21 protein-coding genes and 2 pseudogenes are annotated in these 21,241 nt (G+C 35.7%); 20 read left to right on the top strand and 3 right to left on the bottom strand.

What is annotated here, in order from left to right; translation table 11 throughout:
* Window positions 1-350: 350 nt before the first annotated feature.
* The 4 genes from AC1DKZ_RS08220 (at window position 351) to AC1DKZ_RS08205 (ending at window position 3,338) form a co-directional block, all read left to right on the top strand.
* Window positions 351-1,568 carry a sensor histidine kinase gene (locus tag AC1DKZ_RS08220; RefSeq protein WP_002134768.1) on the top strand — a complete coding sequence of 406 codons (1,218 nt, stop codon included), beginning with the start codon at window positions 351-353 and terminating at the stop codon, window positions 1,566-1,568.
* Entirely contained in the window at window positions 1,558-2,202 is a 645-nt protein-coding gene (locus AC1DKZ_RS08215; protein ID WP_002134771.1) for a response regulator, read from the top strand. Before AC1DKZ_RS08220 ends, AC1DKZ_RS08215 begins: the two co-directional genes overlap by 11 nt.
* A gap of 163 nt (window positions 2,203-2,365) precedes the next feature.
* Window positions 2,366-2,800, top strand: a complete 435-nt coding sequence (locus AC1DKZ_RS08210) for a hypothetical protein (protein WP_002134772.1) — start codon at window positions 2,366-2,368, stop codon at window positions 2,798-2,800.
* Between the two features lie 139 nt (window positions 2,801-2,939).
* On the top strand, window positions 2,940-3,338 hold the full coding sequence (locus AC1DKZ_RS08205) for a hypothetical protein (protein WP_476995946.1): 399 nt from the start codon (window positions 2,940-2,942) through the stop codon (window positions 3,336-3,338).
* A 66-nt stretch (window positions 3,339-3,404) separates the two neighbouring features.
* On the opposite strand, the gene AC1DKZ_RS08200 is transcribed toward AC1DKZ_RS08205, so the two are convergent.
* Window positions 3,405-3,545, bottom strand: a complete 141-nt coding sequence (locus tag AC1DKZ_RS08200) for a YflJ family protein (RefSeq protein WP_000273535.1) — start codon at window positions 3,543-3,545, stop codon at window positions 3,405-3,407.
* Between the two features lie 154 nt (window positions 3,546-3,699).
* On the opposite strand from AC1DKZ_RS08200, the gene AC1DKZ_RS08195 reads away from it, so the two are divergent.
* Window positions 3,700-4,062: a hypothetical protein gene (locus tag AC1DKZ_RS08195; protein WP_002011092.1), complete on the top strand. Its 363-nt coding sequence runs from the start codon at window positions 3,700-3,702 to the stop codon at window positions 4,060-4,062.
* Window positions 4,063-4,089: 27 nt separating this feature from the next.
* On the opposite strand, the gene AC1DKZ_RS08190 is transcribed toward AC1DKZ_RS08195, so the two are convergent.
* Window positions 4,090-4,275: a YhzD family protein gene (locus tag AC1DKZ_RS08190; RefSeq protein WP_000539551.1), complete on the bottom strand. Its 186-nt coding sequence runs from the start codon at window positions 4,273-4,275 to the stop codon at window positions 4,090-4,092.
* Window positions 4,276-4,528: 253 nt separating this feature from the next.
* Between AC1DKZ_RS08190 and AC1DKZ_RS08185 the strand changes: the two genes are divergently transcribed.
* The 6 genes and pseudogenes from AC1DKZ_RS08185 (at window position 4,529) to AC1DKZ_RS08160 (ending at window position 12,357) form a co-directional block, all read left to right on the top strand.
* A complete protein-coding gene (locus AC1DKZ_RS08185) occupies window positions 4,529-5,770 on the top strand; it encodes a metallophosphoesterase family protein (RefSeq protein ID WP_476995945.1) in 1,242 nt (413 codons plus the stop codon).
* Window positions 5,767-8,692: pseudogene (locus tag AC1DKZ_RS08180) on the top strand (ATP-binding protein). Before AC1DKZ_RS08185 ends, AC1DKZ_RS08180 begins: the two are co-directional and overlap by 4 nt.
* Window positions 8,693-8,733: 41 nt before the next feature.
* A complete protein-coding gene (yhaM, locus tag AC1DKZ_RS08175; RefSeq protein ID WP_002011096.1) occupies window positions 8,734-9,678 on the top strand; it encodes a 3'-5' exoribonuclease YhaM in 945 nt (314 codons plus the stop codon).
* A gap of 398 nt (window positions 9,679-10,076) precedes the next feature.
* A complete protein-coding gene (locus tag AC1DKZ_RS08170) occupies window positions 10,077-10,274 on the top strand; it encodes a hypothetical protein (RefSeq protein ID WP_431181461.1) in 198 nt (65 codons plus the stop codon).
* Window positions 10,275-10,730: 456 nt separating this feature from the next.
* Entirely contained in the window at window positions 10,731-11,708 is a 978-nt protein-coding gene (locus AC1DKZ_RS08165; protein ID WP_476995944.1) for a ring-cleaving dioxygenase, read from the top strand.
* A 121-nt stretch (window positions 11,709-11,829) separates the two neighbouring features.
* On the top strand, window positions 11,830-12,357 hold the full coding sequence (locus AC1DKZ_RS08160) for a DUF2199 domain-containing protein (RefSeq protein WP_427284701.1): 528 nt from the start codon (window positions 11,830-11,832) through the stop codon (window positions 12,355-12,357).
* 58 nt (window positions 12,358-12,415) lie between these two features.
* Here AC1DKZ_RS08160 and AC1DKZ_RS08155 read toward each other — a convergent pair.
* Window positions 12,416-12,575 (bottom strand): annotated as a pseudogene (locus AC1DKZ_RS08155) (IS4 family transposase); the annotation flags it as partial.
* A 301-nt stretch (window positions 12,576-12,876) separates the two neighbouring features.
* On the opposite strand from AC1DKZ_RS08155, the gene AC1DKZ_RS08150 reads away from it, so the two are divergent.
* The 9 genes from AC1DKZ_RS08150 to glpK all read left to right on the top strand — a co-directional run bounded on the left by AC1DKZ_RS08150 (window position 12,877) and on the right by glpK (window position 21,216).
* Entirely contained in the window at window positions 12,877-13,419 is a 543-nt protein-coding gene (locus AC1DKZ_RS08150; protein ID WP_427284700.1) for an RNA polymerase sigma factor, read from the top strand.
* On the top strand, window positions 13,416-14,594 hold the full coding sequence (locus AC1DKZ_RS08145) for a DUF4179 domain-containing protein (RefSeq protein WP_476995943.1): 1,179 nt from the start codon (window positions 13,416-13,418) through the stop codon (window positions 14,592-14,594). The genes AC1DKZ_RS08150 and AC1DKZ_RS08145 overlap by 4 nt, the downstream gene beginning before the upstream one ends.
* Before the next feature lie 412 nt (window positions 14,595-15,006).
* Window positions 15,007-15,879 carry an alpha/beta fold hydrolase gene (locus tag AC1DKZ_RS08140; protein WP_476995942.1) on the top strand — a complete coding sequence of 291 codons (873 nt, stop codon included), beginning with the start codon at window positions 15,007-15,009 and terminating at the stop codon, window positions 15,877-15,879.
* A 77-nt stretch (window positions 15,880-15,956) separates the two neighbouring features.
* The gene (locus AC1DKZ_RS08135) at window positions 15,957-16,157 is read left to right on the top strand and encodes a sporulation YhaL family protein (protein ID WP_002087191.1); all 201 of its coding nucleotides are present in this window, start codon (window positions 15,957-15,959) and stop codon (window positions 16,155-16,157) included.
* A gap of 214 nt (window positions 16,158-16,371) precedes the next feature.
* Window positions 16,372-17,223 (top strand): DUF2935 domain-containing protein, encoded by an 852-nt coding sequence (locus AC1DKZ_RS08130; protein ID WP_000554485.1) that lies wholly within the window; start codon window positions 16,372-16,374, stop codon window positions 17,221-17,223.
* Window positions 17,224-17,564: 341 nt separating this feature from the next.
* A complete protein-coding gene (locus AC1DKZ_RS08125) occupies window positions 17,565-18,014 on the top strand; it encodes a helix-turn-helix domain-containing protein (protein WP_476995941.1) in 450 nt (149 codons plus the stop codon).
* A 90-nt stretch (window positions 18,015-18,104) separates the two neighbouring features.
* On the top strand, window positions 18,105-18,665 hold the full coding sequence (gene glpP, locus AC1DKZ_RS08120) for a glycerol uptake operon antiterminator GlpP (RefSeq protein WP_000394293.1): 561 nt from the start codon (window positions 18,105-18,107) through the stop codon (window positions 18,663-18,665).
* Between the two features lie 226 nt (window positions 18,666-18,891).
* Window positions 18,892-19,713: a glycerol uptake facilitator protein GlpF gene (glpF, locus tag AC1DKZ_RS08115; RefSeq protein ID WP_476995940.1), complete on the top strand. Its 822-nt coding sequence runs from the start codon at window positions 18,892-18,894 to the stop codon at window positions 19,711-19,713.
* A 12-nt stretch (window positions 19,714-19,725) separates the two neighbouring features.
* Window positions 19,726-21,216, top strand: coding sequence for a glycerol kinase GlpK (gene glpK, locus AC1DKZ_RS08110; RefSeq protein WP_016094611.1), 1,491 nt, complete (start codon window positions 19,726-19,728; stop codon window positions 21,214-21,216).
* Window positions 21,217-21,241 lie beyond the last annotated feature (25 nt).

Here is a 21,241-nt window from a genome sequence, read left to right as displayed (position 1 = left end):
CCCCTTAGTTTGATTGGGTTTATTATAGCATTTTTGGTTTGAGGGGTTATTTCATTAGTACTAAATAAAAGGGAACAGAAAGTCGTCGTTTATACTTTGAGGAGATTTTGATTGTGCAAACTTTTAAAATATACATTAATTATGTAGCATTGTATGGATTGCTGAATAATAATCTTACATAAACATCAATGCATTTCGATATACAATATTTCGTATTTGTATTTGGTAATGAGGATGAAGAGGAATCAGTGACTTATCCCGCTATTTGTGGGAGTGGGGCTGTATGTAAAAGCCTTCACTTTATCAAAATGTAAGTTGCATCTTGTATAATGTAATGGTGGAGGTCAGATATGAAAAAAATAAGTTTAAATATAGATTTGGATACAAATGTATTGGAAGTGGTATTTATTCCAAGAAGGTTTATTATTTTATGGATTACACTCGTATATATAGCTTCAATGCTTTTAGAATTTCGTAATAATATTTTCTCTATGGATAGTTTTTTCTTTACAATAGTCATTGTTATTCATACTATTTTTCATTGGTATGCGAGTTCATTAAAGAATAGGCAATTGTTGTACTTCTTTTTTGTACAACTTTTCATTGTGTTTTTGGCTGCATTTATTGCAACAAATGCTTCGATAGCGATTTTTGTTGGATTAACTCCTATTTTAATCGCCCAAAGTTTATATGTTTATAACAATATATTTAAAGTAATGGCAGTTTTTACTCTTATGTATGCAATATTTTGTGCTGCAATTAGTATCAATTATGGTGTGAATAAATTAGCTATTCTTATCTCTATGTTTCTTTTAGTATTAGCAATTATTATTCCTTTTTCTTACATTAATAAGCAGCAATTTGATGCACGTAATCGTATACAGAGCTATATTCAAGAGTTAGAGTCTGCATATATGAGAGTGGAAGAATTGACATTAGCTAATGAAAGGCAGCGTATGGCAAGAGATTTACATGATACGTTAGCGCAAGGTTTAGCAAGCTTAATTATGCAATTGGAAGCAATAGATGCCCATATGCAAAAGGGGAATACAGGACGCTCTCAAGAGATTATGAAACAAACTATGATAAGAGCGAGACAAACTTTACATGATGCAAGGTTGGTTATTGATGATTTGCGTCATACTACTAATTCATTTAATGGAGCAGTAAAAGAAGAGGTTCAACGTTTTTCTGAAGCTACGTCTATACATGTGAGATTTACTATCCAAAGTCCACCGTATATTTCAAGCGTAGTAAAAGAGCACTGCTTATATGTAATTAGTGAATGTTTAACGAATATCGCAAAACATTCACAGGCAACAGATGTTCATTTAAAAGTTGAATATATCGATAACATTGAAAAACTTACTATAGAAGTTGAAGATAATGGAATTGGGTTTGACACTGGATATATCGGTAAGAATCCTGGACATTATGGTTTAATTGGCTTAAATGAGCGTGTTCGATTGATTAAGGGAGAAATAAATATATTGAGTGAAAAGATGAAAGGTACGAAAGTGTATATTCAAGTACCTATAAATAAAGAAGGAGATAGCCATGAAGCATAACGTATTAATTGTAGATGATCATTTCGTTGTAAGAGAAGGTCTGAAATTAATAATAGAAACGAGTGATTCATTTCAAATTATAGGTGAGGCCGCAAATGGAGAAGAAGCCCTTTCTTTCATAGAGAAAAAGGAACCCGATGTCATTTTAATGGATTTAAATATGCCTAAAATGAGTGGTTTAGAAACAATTGAGGCTTTGAATAAAAAACAAAACCATACGCCGATTATTATATTAACTACTTATAACGAAGATGAATTAATGTTAAAGGGAATTGAGTTAGGGGCAAAAGGATATTTGCTAAAAGATACGGATCGTGAGAATTTGTTTCGAACATTGGAAGCGGCTATTCGAGGTGAGATTTTACTACAACCAAATATTATGGAAAAGATAGTGAAGTATAAAAGGAAAGAAGTACATGCTGATAAGGTTGCAGAAAATAACTTAACGGTTAAAGAATTGTTTGTGCTGAAAGCTATTGCGCGCGGATATAAGAATAAAGAAATTGCATTTGATATGGGAATAGCTGAGCGAACGGTAAAAGCATATTTAACAAATATATACAATAAATTAGGTGTTAATTCACGGTCAGAAGCAGTAGCTGTATCTATTGAAAGGAAGCTAATTCATTTTTAAAACATTATATATGCCCAATCGTACATTATAGGTTTGCCCTTTTGTACGATTTTTTTATTTCTTTCTCATGCTATGCTTCAGAAAGTATGAAAGATTTAAGAACAATCTAATTGCATTACAATTATAGACGTTTCTAATGTAGGAAAGGAAGAAGAATAATTAAATGGAAACTTTGCTTTTAATTCCTGTATTAATTTTCTTTATTTGGCTGCAAAGCAAACAAAGAAAAATAAACTGGATAGATATTATAACTTTTCTCATGATGATAGGGATTATTACTTATACGGCGCCGCAACCAATGACTAGGGATTTACAAGCAGAGTTACTGGCAGTTACGCTTATTTCTTTCGCTATTGGTGTTTGGCAAGGTGGGGGAATTACAGTCTGTTATGAGGATGAAATTTTATATATTACAAATGGAAAACAGTATTCCATTTCATGGATTCTCTTAATAATTGGCAACATAATTATTATTAATATATTTGAAGGTAGATTTACATTTAATGGACCGTGGTTTCTTTTGTGTAGTGTTGTCATTACATCTGGGGTGAAAACCAGTATTCTATGTGTTCTGTACAAATTAACAGTGCGAAATTGAATGGAAAACCAAAGCTGTTTTCTTTTATCCCAACATAAAACGTATTGCTGTAAGTTCATTAAAAGACCGTAGTTGATAAAAATGAGATGGAAGTATTGGAAGTATTGGAAGTATTGGAAGAATGGGGGAGTTAACGTAGATGTTTCTACCTATTACTACATTTGATAGGTTTAGTTGGCTGGGGAATGTTGCTTTCTCTTCAGAAAAGACTAGCAGGAATCGAGCGCTTTCGAGGGCAGAAGAAAGCAATGTTAATTTGTGTGAAAATAAATGTAGAGATTCAGTTAATAATATTCATCAAAAAATAAATGTGGATGCTTTGGACTATAGTAATAATCGTATATTGGGCCGTGCAGAACCCCATTCAACAATTGTCATAACAAGTAGTGATATGTATGTTGGAAGCGGACGAGTTAATAAGTATGGAGAATTTAAAATATATACAAATGATTATCTGGAAGAGTATTTGGTACTAGAGATTCAGTTGATAATGGGCGGTTTCTATCAAGGAAGTATAATGGTAAAGTTAAAAAGTTAAGGTATGATGATTTTCTTTTTATTTACTAAATAAAAAGGAAGCAACCGTAGTCGCTTCCTACATCTATTAAGCCGAAGCTTTCTTCATTCTCTCAAGTAAACTAGATAAAATATGTGTACGATAAGATTCTAGTTTTTTACCTTCGTAAGTACGAATCCCTAATTTTTTAAGTTCTTTTACATACCAACCTTTGCTTCCAAAATACATGTGATCGCTCCCCTTCAACTTTGTTTTTAGTAGTTCTGATTGTACTTGGAGGTACAGGTAATATAATGAAGGAAATGAATTTCGCGCGAAAATGGTTAACTTTGTTGCAAAAGACATATATACTAAGGGTAGTATATAACGAGGTGGGCAAGACGTGATTATAGAGAAGCACGAAATTCAAATTGACCAAATTACGAGCGGTAAAGTGAATATCTTTACTTTCTATAGAAATAGAAAGCAAGTTGATGATCATTTTTTACGATTGCAAGAACCATCGCTTACAGCAAACTACTTCTTCCATTTTCATTTTGATGCAGAGAGCTTGCATCTTCTGCAGGAAGAATTTCCAGGCGTATATCCGTACGACCGTAGTGACACGATTCATGACTGGACGGAAAAGATGAAAGCGGAATTGCAACATCAGATCCAAACAGGTAAATGGAATAAACGCGTACGTATCGGTAATCGCATTCTAGATGTGGCGTTTACGTGGTGTGACGAAGATATAGTAGAGTGAAAAAGAAGCGGATGACGCTTCTTTTTTTTAGCGCTGGAATAAAACGAGCTTACCTGCAGAAGATGTGCAGCGATGTGTTTTTTCATACAAACCTTTTTCTTGTAAAATAGATTCACCTTTTGCTTTCGCTTCTTTTTCAGTTGCCGCCTCGAATGATTCATCTAATGCTTTAGAACCATCTTTTTCAAAGACTGTTAGAACGTATACTCCCATGAAAATTCCCTCCAATAATAAAAATCAGAATCTTATAACTATTTTGGCATAAATCACTAGAATATGCAAAGAAATATATGACATTGCGTGTTACAATAAGGTGAAACTTTAATAAGCAGGGGAGTTTTTTCATCCCCTGCTTATTATTAGTTGAACTAATCGGGGAGCCTTTTTATCTCCGACGATTATTAGTTTTCAGCAATTTTAATGTTGATAAGATGAAACTTTTGAACTATAGAAAGGATCGTTATTTGTGAAACAAGTGAAGTTTATACATGCGGCCGATTTGCATTTGGATAGTCCGTTTAAAGGGATGGAAATGAATGTACCACAGTCTGTTTGGGAGAGAATGAAGCAGAGTACGTTTGAATCGTTCGAGCGTATTGTTGATAAAGCGATTCAAGAGCGCGTTGATTTCGTATTGCTAGCCGGGGATTTGTATGATGCGGAGACGAGAAGTTTGAGGGCGCAAGTGTTTGTGCGCGAGCAAATGAAGAGACTTTCGCAGTACGATATCCCTGTTTTTATTATTCACGGTAACCACGATCATTTAGGGGGAAGCTGGGCAGCAATTGAGTTTCCGGAAAATGTTCACGTGTTTACTGAGCCTTATGTAGAAGAGAAGTCATTTTATAAAAATGGTGAGCTATTAGCTTCTATTTACGGGTTTAGTTATTTGCAGCAAGCGGTAACGGATAATATGACAGCGCAGTATACGAAAATGAGTGATGCGCCTTTTCATATTGGAATGCTTCACGGAAGTGTGGAAGGAGATGCAGAGCATAATCGCTATGCACCGTTTCAAATTCGTGAGCTGAAAGAAAAGCAGTTTGATTATTGGGCTCTTGGCCATATACATAAACGTGAAATTTTATCAGAAGAGCCGTATATGATTTATCCAGGGAATATACAAGGACGTCATCGTAAGGAGACCGGCGAGAAAGGTGCATATCTTATTGAACTCACGAAACAAGGATCGCAATGTTCGTTTTTCCATACGGCGGATGTTGTGTGGGATGAGATAGAAGTGAATATTGATGGACAGGAAACTGTTGATGAACTTATGACGGTGATATCAACCATGATGAATGAATGCCGAAGAGAAGAAGAAGGGACGCTTTTAACTGTCGTATTTACAGGACAGGGGCTACTTTCTCCTTATTTGCGTGAAGACAAGCGCGTGGAAGAGATTTTTCATATTTTAGCAGCTGGCGAAGAGCGAAAAGACTTTGTATATGCGATGAAGTGGAAAAATGAGACGGTTTCTTTTGCGGAAATTGAACGTTTGAAAGAAGAAAATCATTTCGTCGGTAGTGTGCTGAAAGAGTTAGAAGCTTTCACAAATATGGACGGAGTGTTGCGCACGATTTGGACATCTCCTGTAGCGCGTAATAGCATTGAATCTTTTACGGAAGAAGAGAAGAAAGAGATTCAAAAGGAAGCGAAAAATATTATTTTAGAGCAATTATTCCAGCAAGAGAGGGATAAAAAATGAGAATTGAAAAACTCCATATTTATGGCTATGGAAAACTAGAAAATGTGGAAATGGATCTGTCAATGCTGACGGTACTGTACGGTGAAAATGAAGCGGGGAAATCGACAATTCGTTCGTTTATGAAAAGTATTTTATTCGGTTTTCCAACGAGAGGACAGCGCCGCTATGAGCCGAAAGAAGGCGGGAAGTATGGCGGAGCAGTTACTGTTCAAACAGAAAAGTACGGCCGTTTGAAAATTGAACGATTGCCAAAGACGGCAGTTGGTGAGGTGACCGTTTATTTTGAAGATGGGAAAACTGGCGGCGAAGATATTTTAAACGATATATTAAGCGGTGTGAATGAAAGCTTATTTGATTCTGTTTTTTCATTTGATATGCATGGTTTGCAAAATATTCATCAGCTCGGCGAAGCGGATATCGGTAATTATTTATTTTCGGCCAGCGCAGTCGGAAGTGATGCGTTATTGCAGTTAGATAAAAAATTAGAAAAAGAAATGAATCAGCGTTTTAAGCCGAGTGGTCGTAATCCTGAAATTAACGTGTCACTGCAAGAGATGAAGAAAATTGAGGAAAAGATGAAAGAGTGGCAAGGGAAAATTGGCACGTATGAAAAACAGGTCGAGCAGTTAAAAGAAAGTGAAGAGAAACTTGCTTCTGTTCGTGCGGAAAAAGAGTCAGCCGAAAGACGAAAGCAAGACTATGAAATATTAGCGGCGCTTGAGCCTCTCGTTATTGAAAAGAGTGCGCACGAGAAAGTGTTAGAAAACGAGAACGGGCAGTTTCCTGTAAACGGAATGGCGCGCTATGAGGCGGTAAAGGCAAAGATAGAACCGCTCCAAGTACAAGTAGATTCACTTCAAAAAAAGATAGAAACAGTGCAATCAGAAATTGATTCCACAGAAATAGATGAAGCATTTTTACAAAAAGAAAGTTACGTAGAAGAACTTCGTATGCAGCATATGTCTTATGAAAATGCACGCCAAGAAATGCGTGATATGACGGGAAGTATTGCGAATATAAAAGAAGAAATCGCAGAACTACAGCAACAAATTGGCGCTACTTTTGAACAAGAGACTGTTCTTTCATTTGATATAAGTTTAGCGACGAAAGAATTAATTACGCAAACTGTGCAAAAAGCGAGAGAGTTAGAAACGCAAAAAGCACAGCTTGATGATCGTTTTAAAACGGCTCAAGAGCAATTAGAAGAGCAAGAAGAAAATATAAGACAAATCAGCCAGCAAATGTTGGCGGATGAAGAACGAAATACGTTAGTTGAGAAAGAAAAATCATTTCAAGATGCGGCATTTTTAGGAATGGGCGCAGAGAGAATGAAGCGTAAGTATGAGGAAAAAGCAGGGGCGGCTATGCAAAAGAAAAAACAGTGGCAAAGAATTTGTCTTCTGTTACTTCTTATTAACACGCTTGTTTTATTCACGAGTCTATTTATAGATAACCGCGTGCTGTTATTTATTAGTGTGATTGTTTTTGTAGGGATTGTTTTAGCACTCGTTTTATATAAAGATCCGTCAAGTGGATTACAAGAAGAGCTTCTTACTCTTCAGCAAAGTGCTAGCGGGCGTCAAAGTGAAGAGGCGATGTCGGTTCGTTATCAGTTAGAAAAGGATGAAGAGATTCGGAAATTATTTGAGCGGGAGTCTTATAAATTACAACAAATGGAACGTGCTTATGATAAAGTCGTTTCATCTTATGAAGAATGGGAGAGAGAAACTTTCCAAATAGGAGAACAAGTAGATGCGTATAAAACGCGCTATATGTTCCCTGAATTTTTTACGTATGCGCACATGTTGCCAGCGTTTGAGCGTATTGAAAAAATGCAGCAATTATATCGTGAGCTAGAGAAACAAGGCGCTCGGAAATCTTCATTATATGAAATGATTTCGCACTTTGAGCATAAACTAGAAACTGTTATCGGTAGTAAAGAGTATAGTAATTTGCATGAGGCGCAAAGTCGTATGCAAAATGAAAAAGAGAAGCGCCAAACTTGTAAGCAGCTGAAAGAGAAGCTGGCGGAATGGCAAGAAGAATATGAGTTCATGCAAGAGCAATTAAAACAACTACTAGTAGAGCGAGATGGGTTATGGCATATCGCAGAATCTACAGATGAAGAGATGTTTTTAGAAGCAGGAAAATTGGCAGAGAAACGTGAAGACGCGGATAAGCAAATGGGGCGTTTATTACCTCAAATTGATTTGTTAGAACAGCGCTTAACGAGTTTGTCATTAGCTGAGCATTATGAGGCTGACGGTTATGATGAAAAATTAAAGCAAGAAATTACAGCCGCGCAAAACTGTCTGGCGCAAGAGAAAGAACTGACAGAGCGTATTGCGAAGCATCGAATAGAAATTGCGAATTTAGAAGAAGGCAGTACGTATGGTGATTTACTACATGAGTGGGAAATGAAAAAATCACAAGTGCGTGAACAAGTGAAGAAGTGGGCTGCGTATGCGGCCGCAAAGACGGTGTTAACGAAAACGAAGCAATATTATCATGAAGTGCATTTACCGCGCATTTTACAAAAATCTGAAGAGTATTTCGTGTATTTAACAGGCGGAAGATATAGTAAAATATTCTCACCGTCAGAAGCGGAACCTTTCATTGTCGAACGTAACGATGGTATGCGTTTTTACAGTCATGAACTAAGCCAAGCGACAGCGGAGCAGTTATATTTATCGTTACGATTTGCACTAGCGAAAACGTTTGAGCATGATTATCCATTTATTATTGATGATAGCTTCGTACATTTTGACGCGGTAAGGACGAATCGAACGATTGAACTTATAAAAGAAATTGCGAAAGATAGACAAGTTATCTTCTTTACATGCCATGCGCATTTACTAACGTATTTTACAGAAAAACAGATTATAAAATTAGTGCGTAAGCGTTAAAGAAAATGAGTTGTAGTATGCTATACTAAAAGTAACTGATTTGGTGGAGGAATTCGAATGAAAAAGAAAATTGTAGAATATGAAGTTGGTGAACAAGTCGATGTTTTCTTGTTAATTAAAACAGCGACAAAAGGTCTCGCAAGCAATGGTAAGCCGTTTTTAACAGTAATCTTACAAGATCCAAGTGGAGATATTGAAGCGAAGCTATGGGATGTATCACCAGAAGTTGAGAAACAATATGTAGCGGAAACAATCGTTAAAGTAGCTGGAGATATTTTAAACTACAAAGGACGTATTCAATTACGTGTGAAACAAATCCGTGTTGCGAATGAAAATGAAGTAACAGATATCTCGGATTTCGTAGAAAAAGCTCCAATAAAAAAAGAAGATATGGTTGAGAAAATTACGCAATACATATTTGAAATGAGAAACCCGAACATACAGCGTCTAACAAGACATTTATTAAATAAGCACCAAAACGAATTTTTAGAATATCCAGCAGCGACAAAGAACCATCACGAGTTCGTATCTGGACTAGCTTACCATGTTGTATCAATGTTAGATTTAGCGAAAGCTATATCAGCTCTATACCCATCGTTAGATAAAGACTTACTATATGCGGGCGTTATTTTACACGACCTTGGTAAAGTATTCGAACTATCTGGCCCGATCTCTACGACGTATACGTTAGAAGGAAATTTACTTGGCCACATCTCTATCATGGTGAACGAAATTGGTAAAGCAGCAGACGAACTACAAATCGATGCAGAAGAAGTATTAATCCTTCAGCACATCGTCCTTTCCCATCATGGAAAAGCAGAATGGGGTAGCCCAAAACCACCATTAGTAAAAGAAGCAGAAATTCTGCACTACATCGATAACTTAGATGCAAAAATGAACATGATGGACCGCGCATTAGGACGCACAAAACCAGGCGAATACACAGAACGTGTCTTTGCGCTTGATAATCGTTCGTTCTATAAGCCAACTTTCCATAATTAAGATTGTGAATAGAATGGCCTCATTAAGTGTGGCATGACAATAAAATTGTTTAAAAAGATGGTGTGAAATTAAGTTTTCACACCATCTTTTATTGCCCTGATAAGGGAAGACACTGCAAATAGCTTTAAAAACCATTATTTATTCCTTGATGAGGAAAGAAATAATGAGAGAAAAAGATGTAAATCATACGGTGAATTTATATTGCATTAGCTCGTGTAAAGCTAATGGATGAGGGTCTGTTGTCAATAAAAAAACGGATCTTAAACAAAACCATTCTTTTGCATACCATGTGATGCAAGGGAGGTAAGAGAACGTGTTCGTTGATTGGAAATCTTTTGTAGAGTATTCTAAATATAGAGTTGTAGTAGGGATATTCTTTTAAGGAGAGTGATTACTTTATGCTAGGAAAATGGATGGATAAAGTAAGAGAACCTAGATGTATACACAATTATAAATTTATTAAAACTCAGGATAGTGAAAATTTTAAAACAGGGCAGATTGGGACAGCTAATATTTATAAGTGCGAAAAATGTGGTAAAGAAAAGGTTGAGTATAAATATAACAGTGATATAAATAGTGATTTTTGGAATATATAAAATAAATCATTTAATGAAACAGAGAATTACTAATATTAATTACTCACTAAAATTACAATTTATTGTAAGGATATTTAACTATTAAAGAATTTTAATAGCCTATGATTAGTTCATTGATTGTAGGCTATTTATTTTGGCGACTGAAAAGGTTTTATTACCAGTAGATATGAAAATAATTACGCCACAAAACATATAGCATTTTAAACTAATACTGAGATATTAAAAATTATCTCGAATTCAAGATAATTTACTTGCTTTTTAATCACTTGAGTTGTAAAGTGATAGTAACGAAAGGAATTATTACTTTCGAACGAATCGTTTTACACAGTGAATTATTTTTTTAACTATCACTTGACTAGTAAAATGAATGATTACTTTTATAAATAAATGCTTCGTTGACCAGCGAGCAAAAATAAAACAGTTAAATATAAATTAACACTATTGGAGGAATATAAAATGAACCAATTAAAAGGAATTCACCACGTTACAGCAATTACGAGTAGTGCAGAAAAGAACTATGAGTTTTTCACTCATGTTTTAGGAATGCGTTTAGTTAAAAAAACAGTAAACCAAGATGATATTCAAACGTACCATTTATTCTTTACAGATGATAAAGGTAGTGCAGGAACAGATATGACATTCTTTGACTTCCCGGGCGTTCCTAAAGGTGTACACGGTACAAATGAAATTTCAAAAACATCATTCCGAGTGCCAACTGATGCAGCGTTAGCATATTGGGTGAAACGTTTTGACCGTCTTGAAGTAGAACATACAGGAATTAAAGAGCAATTTGGTAAGAAAACTCTTTCGTTTGTTGACTTTGATGATCAACACTATCAATTAATCTCAGATGAATTAGATAACGGGATAGAATCAGGTACACCGTGGCAAAACGGTCCAGTTCCATTAGAATATGCAATTACTGGCTTAGGACCTGTATTTATTCGTATCGCGAACTTTAGTTATTTCAAAGAGGTGCTAGAAAAAGTTCTATTATTTAAAGAGATTGATCAAGAAGGAGAGTTCTATTTATTTGAAGTAAACGAAGGCGGAAACGGTGCTTCTGTTATTGTAGAACATAATACGGTTCTTCCTGAAGCACAACAAGGTTTTGGTACAGTGCATCATGCAGCATTCCGCGTAGAGGATCGCGCTGTATTAGAAGAGTGGATTGAGCGACTAAGTCGAGTTGGACTCCCTTCATCTGGTTATGTAAATCGCCACTTCTTCGAGTCATTATACGCAAGAGTTGCGCCGCAAATTTTATTCGAGTTTGCGACAGATGGCCCTGGTTTTATGGGAGATGAGCCATATGAAACACTTGGAGAAAAATTATCTTTACCTCCGTTTTTAGAGCCAAAGCGTGAAGAAATTGAGAAGTTAGTTCGTCCGATTGATACAGTGAGAAGTACGAAGGAATTTATTAAAGAGTAAAAATAGAAATAATAAGTAGAAGAGCAAGTAGTTTTAGCTGATAGCTGGAATTGCTTGCTTTTTTTATTTTCACTTTATAAGTATTTTGATAAAATGTATGTAAAACTGACGGAGGAATAGAATGACGAAAATTAGTGGGTATACTTGTAGATGCTGCGATACATATCATGAAGAAATTCCAACGAGCTATGGATCATCAGCTCCTGTGTATTATTATGATGCTGAACCTGAAGAGCGAGAAGATAGATTTGAAATGAACGATGATTTATGTGTGATGGATGGAGAACACTTCTTCATTCGAGGGAGTATTGAAATTCCTATCATTGGTACAGATGAACATTTCATATGGGGTGTATGGGTTTCGTTAAGCGAAGCGAATTTTGATAAGGTGAATGAATTCTGGGATAAGCAACAATTATTAGAGCCGATGTTTGGTTGGCTTTCGACGGATTTACCATATGAGTTGGAAACAGTAAGCTTGAAAACGATGGTTCATCCGAGAGCGGATGGTATTCGTCCTTATATTGAACTGGAACCGACAGACCATCCTCTAGCAGTGGAGTTTAGAGAAGGAATAACGATGGAACGGGTACAAGAAATAGCGGAACAACTGTGTGTAAATAACGATGATGATGAAAAAGAGTGCTGATGTCTGTTCAGTGCTCTTTTTTCATCATATGAAAATTAAGAGTGGAAACAAAGTGTACTATTTCATAAACCTGTCTTGGTTTTAAGGTATCCATAATGTGCTCTAAATTAACTTTGATGTAATAAGATTGTTTTTATGGTTCTAATTCGACAGTATTCAGGAAATACATTTTTGATATACACCCTATTGTTTAACTTGAGCCGAGATATAATAAGAATCATGAACATTGTACTTAAAGTAACCTTAGTTCGGGTATTCGCTGAGCCAAGGTTATTTTTATCCCGCTTTAATGGGCAGTAAGACCCCCACCTCAAAATTCAGGGAAAGCAAAGAAGTTAGGTGGGGGATCAACTGCCCATAAAAGCCCGATTGGTTCAACTAATAATCAGTGGGGGGATGAAGAACCCCCCACTGATTAAAGTTTCACTTTATTTAGAATTTCTTGCAACCATTTTAAAGTATATACAGTCTAATAGTTATATAAAACATAAATGGTAGATTTCTAAGGGGGAATTTAAAATGGAGCTGCTCATAAAGCGGGCTCAAAAAGGTGATGAGGAAGCCTTTATTGAGGCAATTGATATATTAATGCCACAAATGTATAAGGTGGCAAAAGCACGCTTGAAAAATGAAGAAGATATAGGAGATGCAATGCAGGAAACAATTTTGTCTGCTTTTACAAATTTAAAAAGGGTAAAAGAACCAGAGTATTTTAAAACATGGATTACGAAAATATTAATGAATAAATGTAATGATATAGTACGAAAAAATAAAGTTTTATATGTGGATGATTATGGAAAAGTACAGGGAGATCAAATCGTAAAAGACAATATTGAACAAAAGCTTGAATTTGACAATCTGCTTAGTTATTTAAGTGTGGAGTATCGTTTAGTAATCGTACTCTATTATGTAAATAAATTTAAAACAAAAGAAATTGCAGAGATTTTAAATGAAAAAGAAGGAACAATCAAATCAAGACTACATAGAGCAAGGCAACAGTTAAAAGAATATTATTTAAAAGAAGACTGGGAGAATGTAAACAATGGGGGGAATTTAAAATGAATGATCAATTCGAGCATAAATTAGAAAAAGCATTAAATGATGATGTAACAATTCCTACTAGTGTTTTGAAGAAAAAAGAACTTGCTTTTGAAGAAATTAGAAAAAGTAAGAAACAAAAACAAACATCCTCCCATAAAAAAATAGTTGCAGCAATGATAGCAGGGTTAACGATTGTTGGAGCAAGTGTCGGAGTTGGCGTGTATGGTGATTCAGCATTAGCTGTGGTAAAGGAATTCTTTTTTGCGAAAGATCAGGGAGTTCAAAAAGCGGCAGATAATGGGTATATACAAAAAGTAGATGAGAATAATGTGATGAAAGATAATGGGGTTACAATCCAAATTAAAAATGTACTGTATGATAAATCTAAAATAGCAGTTTCCTTACAATTGAAATTTGAAGATAAAAGTTTGATAAGTAAATTGACAGATTTAAGAATGAAGTACGATTTAACAGATGATAAAGGACGATATATAGAGAAGGCGGAATACACAGAAGGGTTAACAAATGAAAATAGTAAGATGTTGGGAGGTAGCGAATGGAGTATTCAGGCAGGTGAAGAAGAGGGAGAAATAACTTATAATTTAATATTCCATCCTATGAATTCAATTGATAACATTGATAGTCTAAACTTTAATATTAGTTCTATATCTTTGTTTGCGCCATTAGAAAATAAAGATGTTTCTTACAGGACAGTAGCAGAATCTCAATCAAATACTGTAAAAGAAAATATAGAAGTTTGGCATCAGAATGGTATGCAGCTCAATAAGGAAATTCAAGGGAAGTGGCAAGGGGAAATAAAATTAGACTCGAAGTTTAAAGGAAATCAAGAGATTCATTTTGTTCCTAAACAACAACCTGAGTCTGTAAAAATAGTGTCTGCAGAAGTACTACCAACAGGGACAAGTATTACATTTGAACGTGATACTTTTGGAGATGAGGAAGAATTAAAACGTCAGATAAAAACAATTGATAGTGTTATTCTTATGGATGAAAAAGGGAAAACATATAAGTCAACATTGAAGGGATACTCAAATGCTCAAGATAATGGGAAAGTAATTAAGGTGAAAACGTTTGATGTTACTACTTTTGATAATGTGAATCATTTTAAAGTATTATTAAAAGATGGTGATGGAAAAGATGTTGTAATCGATTTAGCTCGTGAAGAGAAAAAATAAAGTATATGATAAAAAACGCAAACTTCTAATCAAAAGAAGCTTGCGTTTTTTATTAACTAAAAGAAGTAAGGGACACTAAGTATAGTGATAACAAGCCTTCTTTCGGATATCCAATTGTCCGACCAAGTCAAAGGAAGCTAGCACCAAATAGCGCTGAGCAAACAATTTTTGATGGTTCATCTCACACTGATTATTAGCTCACACTAATCGGACTGCCCGTTAACGCAGATAAAATAATTGACTTACTTTTTATGTGTAACTATAATAGTTACAAAGTAACCATTAGTAGTGGCATTGAGTAATATTTTTTTAATATAATTGTAACCGATGTAGTTACAATTAAAAAGGGAACATAAAACAACCAAAAAATGTAAAAACTTTAAATAGTAGCATGAGAAAGGAGACGGGGATTTTGAAACGGTTTAAGTTTTATATGATTAGCGGTATTGTTCTTGTTTTATTAATAGTATGTAACTTCGTTGATAAGCCGATTGCGAAGGTTGAAGAAGTGAAGGATACTGTTATGATGAAGATAAATACGAAAGAGAGTATGGCGCAGATTGATGGACAGACGATCTATTTTAAGCAAATTGGTGAGGGGAAACCGCCTTTACTTATGCTTCACGGGTTCGGTGGTTCTTCAGATGGGTTTAATGATATTTATCCGGAACTTGTAAAGGATCATACGATTATTGCGGTTGATATTTTAGGGTTTGGGCGTTCTTCTAAGCCGATTGATTTTCAGTATTCGTTTCCCACACAAGTGAATTTATATTATAAGTTAATGAAGAAACTCGGATACGATCAATTCGCAGTACTTGGTCATTCGATGGGCGGGGAAATGTCTCTGAATTTAGCGTATTTATATCCGGATGCAGTAACGCATCTCGTTTTAGCGGATTCTACAGGGATAGAGTCTTTCCAGCAAAAAGAAAGTTATGAAGTGCCGCCACTATCGACAGACTTACAAACTGTAACAGAGATTACGGATTATAATAAAAATGAAGTGAAAAATAGTCGCGATGATAAAAAGCATTATGACCAGCTGAAGAAAATGAGAGAGCGCCGCATTGCGATGGAAGCCGATAAAATCAAGGTACCGACTTTAATTATATGGGGACGACATGATAAGAGCGTTTCTTGGAAAAATGGTGAACTGTATCACGAGCTATTTGCAAATAGTACGTTCCATATCATTGAAAAAGGATACCACGCACCGTTTCGCCAGGAACCAATCGAGTTTATGGAATATGTACAAGCGTTCTTCGCGAAGAATCCACAATGAAATTTTAAGCATAAATCCACTTCTTTCCTCATAAAGTGAAACTAATAAGGCTTGTCTAAGGAAAGGGATGAACGAAAGTGGAAACTTTACCATGGTGGATTTATCTTGTAATCATTGGGATCGTATTGAGTGGCTACATGGTTTTATATACTTCGAAAAAAGAGCAAGAGATGGATAATGATTTTATCGAAAAAGAAGGCGAAGTATATATGAAGCGCTTAGAAGAAGAACGAGAGAAACGTAATCAGGATAGTGATAAAGATTCGGTATTGCTTTAATAGAAATTTTGACAGGCTACCAACTAGTAGAACTTTACATCTAGGTGGTAGCCTTTTTTCTTTTTTGGAGCAGTATATGTTCATCAAGCTAAGCTTATATAAGCTTAATTTTACATGTATATGATATTCATCATGAACCTTTATTTGATGGTATTTATATATATGTTCACTCATAAGAATGGAAATAGCGCAGTATCTACAGGGGGGATTAACAATGCATAGGGATGAAACATCATTACATCCTGATACAGGTGTTACATCTGTAATGTTTGTTGAGCGTTCATTAAATGAAATTCGTTTTTGGTCTAGAATCATGAAGGAGCATTCTTTTTTTCTTCGCTTGGGGTTTAGATGCGAGGATACTCAACTAATCGAAGAGGCTAATCAATTTTATCGATTGTTTGAACATATCGAACAAATAGCGCATTCCTATACAAATGAAACAGATCCTGAGCAAATAAAAAGATTTAATTCAGAAGTACAACAAGCCGCAACTAATATTTGGGGATTTAAAAGAAAAATTTTAGGATTAATTCTCACATGTAAATTGCCAGGACAAAATAACTTTCCACTGTTAGTTGACCATACAAGTAGGGAAGCTGACTATTTTAGAAAACGTTTAATACAATTAAATGAAGGGAAATTAGATGCCCTTCCTGATGCTATTATTAAAGAAAATGTTTTCTTTTTAAGGATTATGGCAGACCATGCTAAATTTATTGGTCATCTTCTTGATCCATCGGAAAGAAAGCTTGTAGATACAGCACGGAATTTTAGTAATGATTTTGATGAATTGATGTATCAAGCAATTGACTTAGAATCTATGAAGCCACAATCCCAAACAGTCCCTCTTTTAGATCAATTTTTAGATCAAAATCGTGTGTCCGTTACATCTCTTCGGGATTTTAAGAAAACAGCACGTGATTTAATTGAGCAATGTAAAATAAAGAGTATCATTCATCCGTTATTAGCAGACCATGTTTTCCGTGAAGCTGATAGATTTCTTGAAATCATTGATATGTTTGATGTTCATCTTACAAATATTCAATCACAACCTAGATATTAGAAGATAAGGAAAGATAATATTTTACTTTCAGCTGAGAAGTTAACAATTTATTGTTAGCTTCTTTTCTTTTTGATGAAAATGTTTAAAAATGAAACTTTACGTTATTCTTTCTGGAGAATGATAAGAAGGGATGGCGTATTTTTTTATGCTTAATCTAGTCATCCGTTCATTGTATTATTGTTCGGGAAATTATTATAGAAGAAAAGCATATGAAATCGACATGATACATAGCGTCATTTTTAGATGTAACGCACAAGTTGCACAGGTTACGCAACGATAACTAGCTTTACTCTTCATCATTTATTTGACCATACTAGACGTAGAGAGGTGATAAACACAGTATGATTTTTAGCGAACGTTTAAAAGAAGAGCGAGAGAAACGAAATTGGTCGCAAAATGATTTGGCTGAAAAAATTCATGTAAGTAGGCAGTCTGTTTCGAAATGGGAGACGGGAAAGAACTATCCGAGCATTGAAATTATTATTCATTTAAGCGATCTGTTCGGTATTACAATTGATGAACTGCTAAGGAGTGATGAAGAGTTGACGCAGAAAGTAATTGAGGATAGTAAGCAATTAGCATATCCAAAATGGAAGGTGTTCTTTGATGGTCTATTCATGCTGGGGGTATTTTTGTTTATTACAAAAATCGTTGTATGGGCGTTAAATAAGTTTGCAGGAGCAAGCATTACAATTGTAGCAGATGCACCGTATGTAATGAATTTTTTACCGCTCATATTAATGGTTATAGGTGGTACGGTTTCTGATAAATTGAAGAAAATATATAGATAAGAGAAAGATTTGTAAGAAATCCCCTACACTAGCTGTTCTTTTCACCCAAATTGTGTACTATAAAGGATAGATAGGAAGGGGACGTTTAGAATGGAATTTCATGAGCAAAAGATTTTGCCGGCAGTGAGGCAAATTAAAGATTTGGAGAAGCTATTACATAGTTCGTATGAGTATATTGTTATTTTAGATATTCATGTCGGTCAATTGAAGAGTGTTGTGTCGCTCGCGAAGCAGCATAATAAAAAAGTATTTTTACATGTGGATTTGATCCATGGATTACAAAGTGATGGGCATGCGACGGAGTTTTTATGCCAAGAATATAAACCGTACGGGTTATTATCGACAAAGGCGAGCGTAATTATGAAGGCGAAGCAAAAAGGTGTCGTCTCCATTCAACGCATCTTTTTAATTGATTCTAGCGCGATGGAAAAGAGCTGTAATTTGCTAGAAAAGACGAAGCCGGATTATATAGAGGTGCTTCCTGGTGCGTTAACGGGTGTCATTGCTGAGGTGAAAGAGCGTACAGGTGTACCAATTTTAGCGGGTGGTTTTATTCGAACTGTCGAGGATGTTGAAAGGGCGTTAAATGCTGGTGCGACAGCAATTACGACATCGAAAAAAGAACTATGGAAACATTACCAAAAAAAGTAACGAAAATGTGAAAAAATTCTGTTGACACCGCTTTCATTAAGGGTTAACATTATAGACAAGTTAATAAACGTGACGGAGAAAAGAAGAGATCCACATTTTATTGTTTCTATATATATTATATAGAAGCATGTAAGCTGTGGATCTTTTTCTTTTGAAAAAACGAATGGCCATTCATTTTACCTCTATCACTTTTCGAAAGCATTTAAATTGATTGTGGAGGGATTTTATGTCAGCATTTTTAGGGGAATTAATAGGGACTGCATTGTTAATCTTACTTGGTGGCGGCGTTTGCGCTGGTGTAAGTTTAAAGAAATCGTTTGCGAAAGATTCTGGTTGGATTGTAATTACAATGGGTTGGGGTCTAGCGGTTGCTATGGCAGCGTATGCAGTTGGATCAATTAGTGGAGCACATTTGAATCCAGCTTTAACAATAGGACTTGCTTTTAAGGGAGCGTTCCCATGGAGTGATGTACCTATGTATATCGCAGCACAAATGATTGGGGCAATTATCGGGGCAGTTATCGTATATTTACACTACTTACCACATTGGAAAGAAACAGAAGATCCAGGAACAAAGTTAGGTGTATTTGCAACAGGTCCAGCAATTCCGAACACATTTGCAAACCTTTTAAGTGAAATGATTGGAACATTCGTTTTAGTATTTGGTATATTAGCAATTGGAGCAAATAAATTTGCAGATGGTTTAAATCCATTTATCGTAGGTTTCTTAATTGTAAGTATTGGTTTATCATTAGGTGGAACAACAGGATACGCAATCAACCCGGCTCGTGATTTAGGTCCGCGTATTGCACACTTCTTCCTTCCGATTGCAGGAAAAGGCGGTTCAAATTGGAAGTATGCATGGATTCCAGTAGTTGGTCCAATTTTAGGTGGATCACTTGCAGGATTATTCCATCAAGTTGTATTTGAAGGAAAACAAAATTCAGCACTTATTTATGTAATTATTGCAACTGTGATTGTACTAGCAATCTCTTATATGACAAGTAAAAAAAGTGGAACTACTACAAAAAGTAGAAAAGTAGCATAGGGGGAAACTGATATGAAAAAATATATTCTTTCATTAGACCAAGGAACAACAAGCTCACGCGCAATTCTTTTCAATAAAGAAGGAAAAATCGTTCATTCAGCTCAAAAAGAGTTTACACAACATTTTCCAAAGCCAGGCTGGGTTGAGCATAATGCACAAGAAATTTGGGGATCTATTTTAGCAGTTATCGCAACTTGCTTAAGTGAAGCGGATGTAAAACCAGAACAAATCGCTGGTATCGGTATTACGAACCAACGTGAAACAGCGGTTGTATGGGATAAAACGACTGGAAAACCAATTTATAACGCAATCGTATGGCAATCTCGTCAAACAGTTGAAATTTGTGATGAGTTAAAAGAAAAAGGTTATAGCGAGATGGTTCGCGAAAAAACAGGTCTTTTAATTGATGCATACTTCTCTGGTACGAAAGTAAAATGGATTTTAGATAACGTTGAAGGTGCAAGAGAGAAAGCGGAAAATGGCGAGTTATTATTCGGAACAATTGATACATGGCTTGTATGGAAATTGTCTGGCGGTAAAGCGCACATAACAGATTACTCAAATGCATCACGTACATTAATGTTTAACATTCACGACTTACAGTGGGATGATGAGCTTCTAGACATGTTAACAGTACCAAAGAGCATGCTTCCAGAAGTACGTCAATCATCTGAAATATATGGAGAAACAATTGATTATCACTTCTTCGGTCAAAATATACCGATCGCAGGTGTAGCTGGTGACCAGCAAGCAGCATTATTTGGACAAGCTTGTTTCGGTGAAGGTATGGCGAAGAACACTTACGGAACTGGTTGTTTCATGTTAATGAACACAGGCGAAAAAGCAGTAGCTTCTGAGCATGGCCTATTAACAACAATTGCATGGGGTTTAGATGGTAAAGTGAATTACGCATTAGAAGGAAGTATTTTCGTAGCAGGTTCTGCAATTCAGTGGTTACGTGACGGACTGCGTATGTTTAAAGATGCGAGCGAGAGCGAAGTGTACGCTAGCCGTGTTGAATCAACTGAAGGTGTATACATAGTACCGGCATTCGTAGGACTAGGTACACCGTATTGGGATAGTGAAGTACGCGGCGCTATGTTTGGTGTAACACGCGGTACGACGAAAGAGCATTTCATTCGTGCAACGCTAGAATCTTTAGCATACCAAACGAAAGATGTACTATGCGCAATGGAAGCAGATTCAGGTATTGAACTAAATACATTACGCGTTGATGGCGGGGCAGTTAAGAATAACTTCTTAATGAAGTTCCAAAGTGATATTTTAGACGTTCCTGTAGAGCGTCCAGTGATCAATGAAACGACAGCTTTAGGTGCAGCATACTTAGCTGGTCTTGCGGTTGGATACTGGAAAAACCAAGATGAAATTAAAGCACAGTGGCATATGGACAAACGCTTTGAACCAACGATGGAAGCGGAAACAAGCGAAGAGCTATATGCTGGATGGAAAAAAGCAATTGAAGCAACTAAAGCTTTCAAATAATCATAAACAGTGTTATAATGATGAC

This window comes from Bacillus sp. 05T21 (genome assembly GCF_056396785.1).
Note: the sequence above shows the minus strand (reverse complement) of the source record. Positions and strands in the feature narration are given on the sequence as shown.

What these genes read in the sequence shown, in the direction of transcription:
- AC1DKZ_RS08220 (WP_002134768.1), top strand. Translation starts at nt 351, where the DNA reads ATGAAAAAAATAAGTTTAAATATAGATTTGGATACAAATGTATTGGAA.
- AC1DKZ_RS08215 (WP_002134771.1), top strand. Translation starts at nt 1,558, where the DNA reads ATGAAGCATAACGTATTAATTGTAGATGATCATTTCGTTGTAAGAGAA.
- AC1DKZ_RS08210 (WP_002134772.1), top strand. Translation starts at nt 2,366, where the DNA reads ATGGAAACTTTGCTTTTAATTCCTGTATTAATTTTCTTTATTTGGCTG.
- AC1DKZ_RS08205 (WP_476995946.1), top strand. Translation starts at nt 2,940, where the DNA reads ATGTTTCTACCTATTACTACATTTGATAGGTTTAGTTGGCTGGGGAAT.
- AC1DKZ_RS08200 (WP_000273535.1), bottom strand. Translation starts at nt 3,545, where the DNA reads ATGTATTTTGGAAGCAAAGGTTGGTATGTAAAAGAACTTAAAAAATTA.
- AC1DKZ_RS08190 (WP_000539551.1), bottom strand. Translation starts at nt 4,275, where the DNA reads ATGGGAGTATACGTTCTAACAGTCTTTGAAAAAGATGGTTCTAAAGCA.
- yhaM (WP_002011096.1), top strand. Translation starts at nt 8,734, where the DNA reads ATGAAAAAGAAAATTGTAGAATATGAAGTTGGTGAACAAGTCGATGTT.
- AC1DKZ_RS08170 (WP_431181461.1), top strand. Translation starts at nt 10,077, where the DNA reads ATGCTAGGAAAATGGATGGATAAAGTAAGAGAACCTAGATGTATACAC.
- AC1DKZ_RS08165 (WP_476995944.1), top strand. Translation starts at nt 10,731, where the DNA reads ATGAACCAATTAAAAGGAATTCACCACGTTACAGCAATTACGAGTAGT.
- AC1DKZ_RS08160 (WP_427284701.1), top strand. Translation starts at nt 11,830, where the DNA reads ATGACGAAAATTAGTGGGTATACTTGTAGATGCTGCGATACATATCAT.
- AC1DKZ_RS08150 (WP_427284700.1), top strand. Translation starts at nt 12,877, where the DNA reads ATGGAGCTGCTCATAAAGCGGGCTCAAAAAGGTGATGAGGAAGCCTTT.
- AC1DKZ_RS08145 (WP_476995943.1), top strand. Translation starts at nt 13,416, where the DNA reads ATGAATGATCAATTCGAGCATAAATTAGAAAAAGCATTAAATGATGAT.
- AC1DKZ_RS08130 (WP_000554485.1), top strand. Translation starts at nt 16,372, where the DNA reads ATGCATAGGGATGAAACATCATTACATCCTGATACAGGTGTTACATCT.
- AC1DKZ_RS08125 (WP_476995941.1), top strand. Translation starts at nt 17,565, where the DNA reads ATGATTTTTAGCGAACGTTTAAAAGAAGAGCGAGAGAAACGAAATTGG.
- glpP (WP_000394293.1), top strand. Translation starts at nt 18,105, where the DNA reads ATGGAATTTCATGAGCAAAAGATTTTGCCGGCAGTGAGGCAAATTAAA.
- glpF (WP_476995940.1), top strand. Translation starts at nt 18,892, where the DNA reads ATGTCAGCATTTTTAGGGGAATTAATAGGGACTGCATTGTTAATCTTA.
- glpK (WP_016094611.1), top strand. Translation starts at nt 19,726, where the DNA reads ATGAAAAAATATATTCTTTCATTAGACCAAGGAACAACAAGCTCACGC.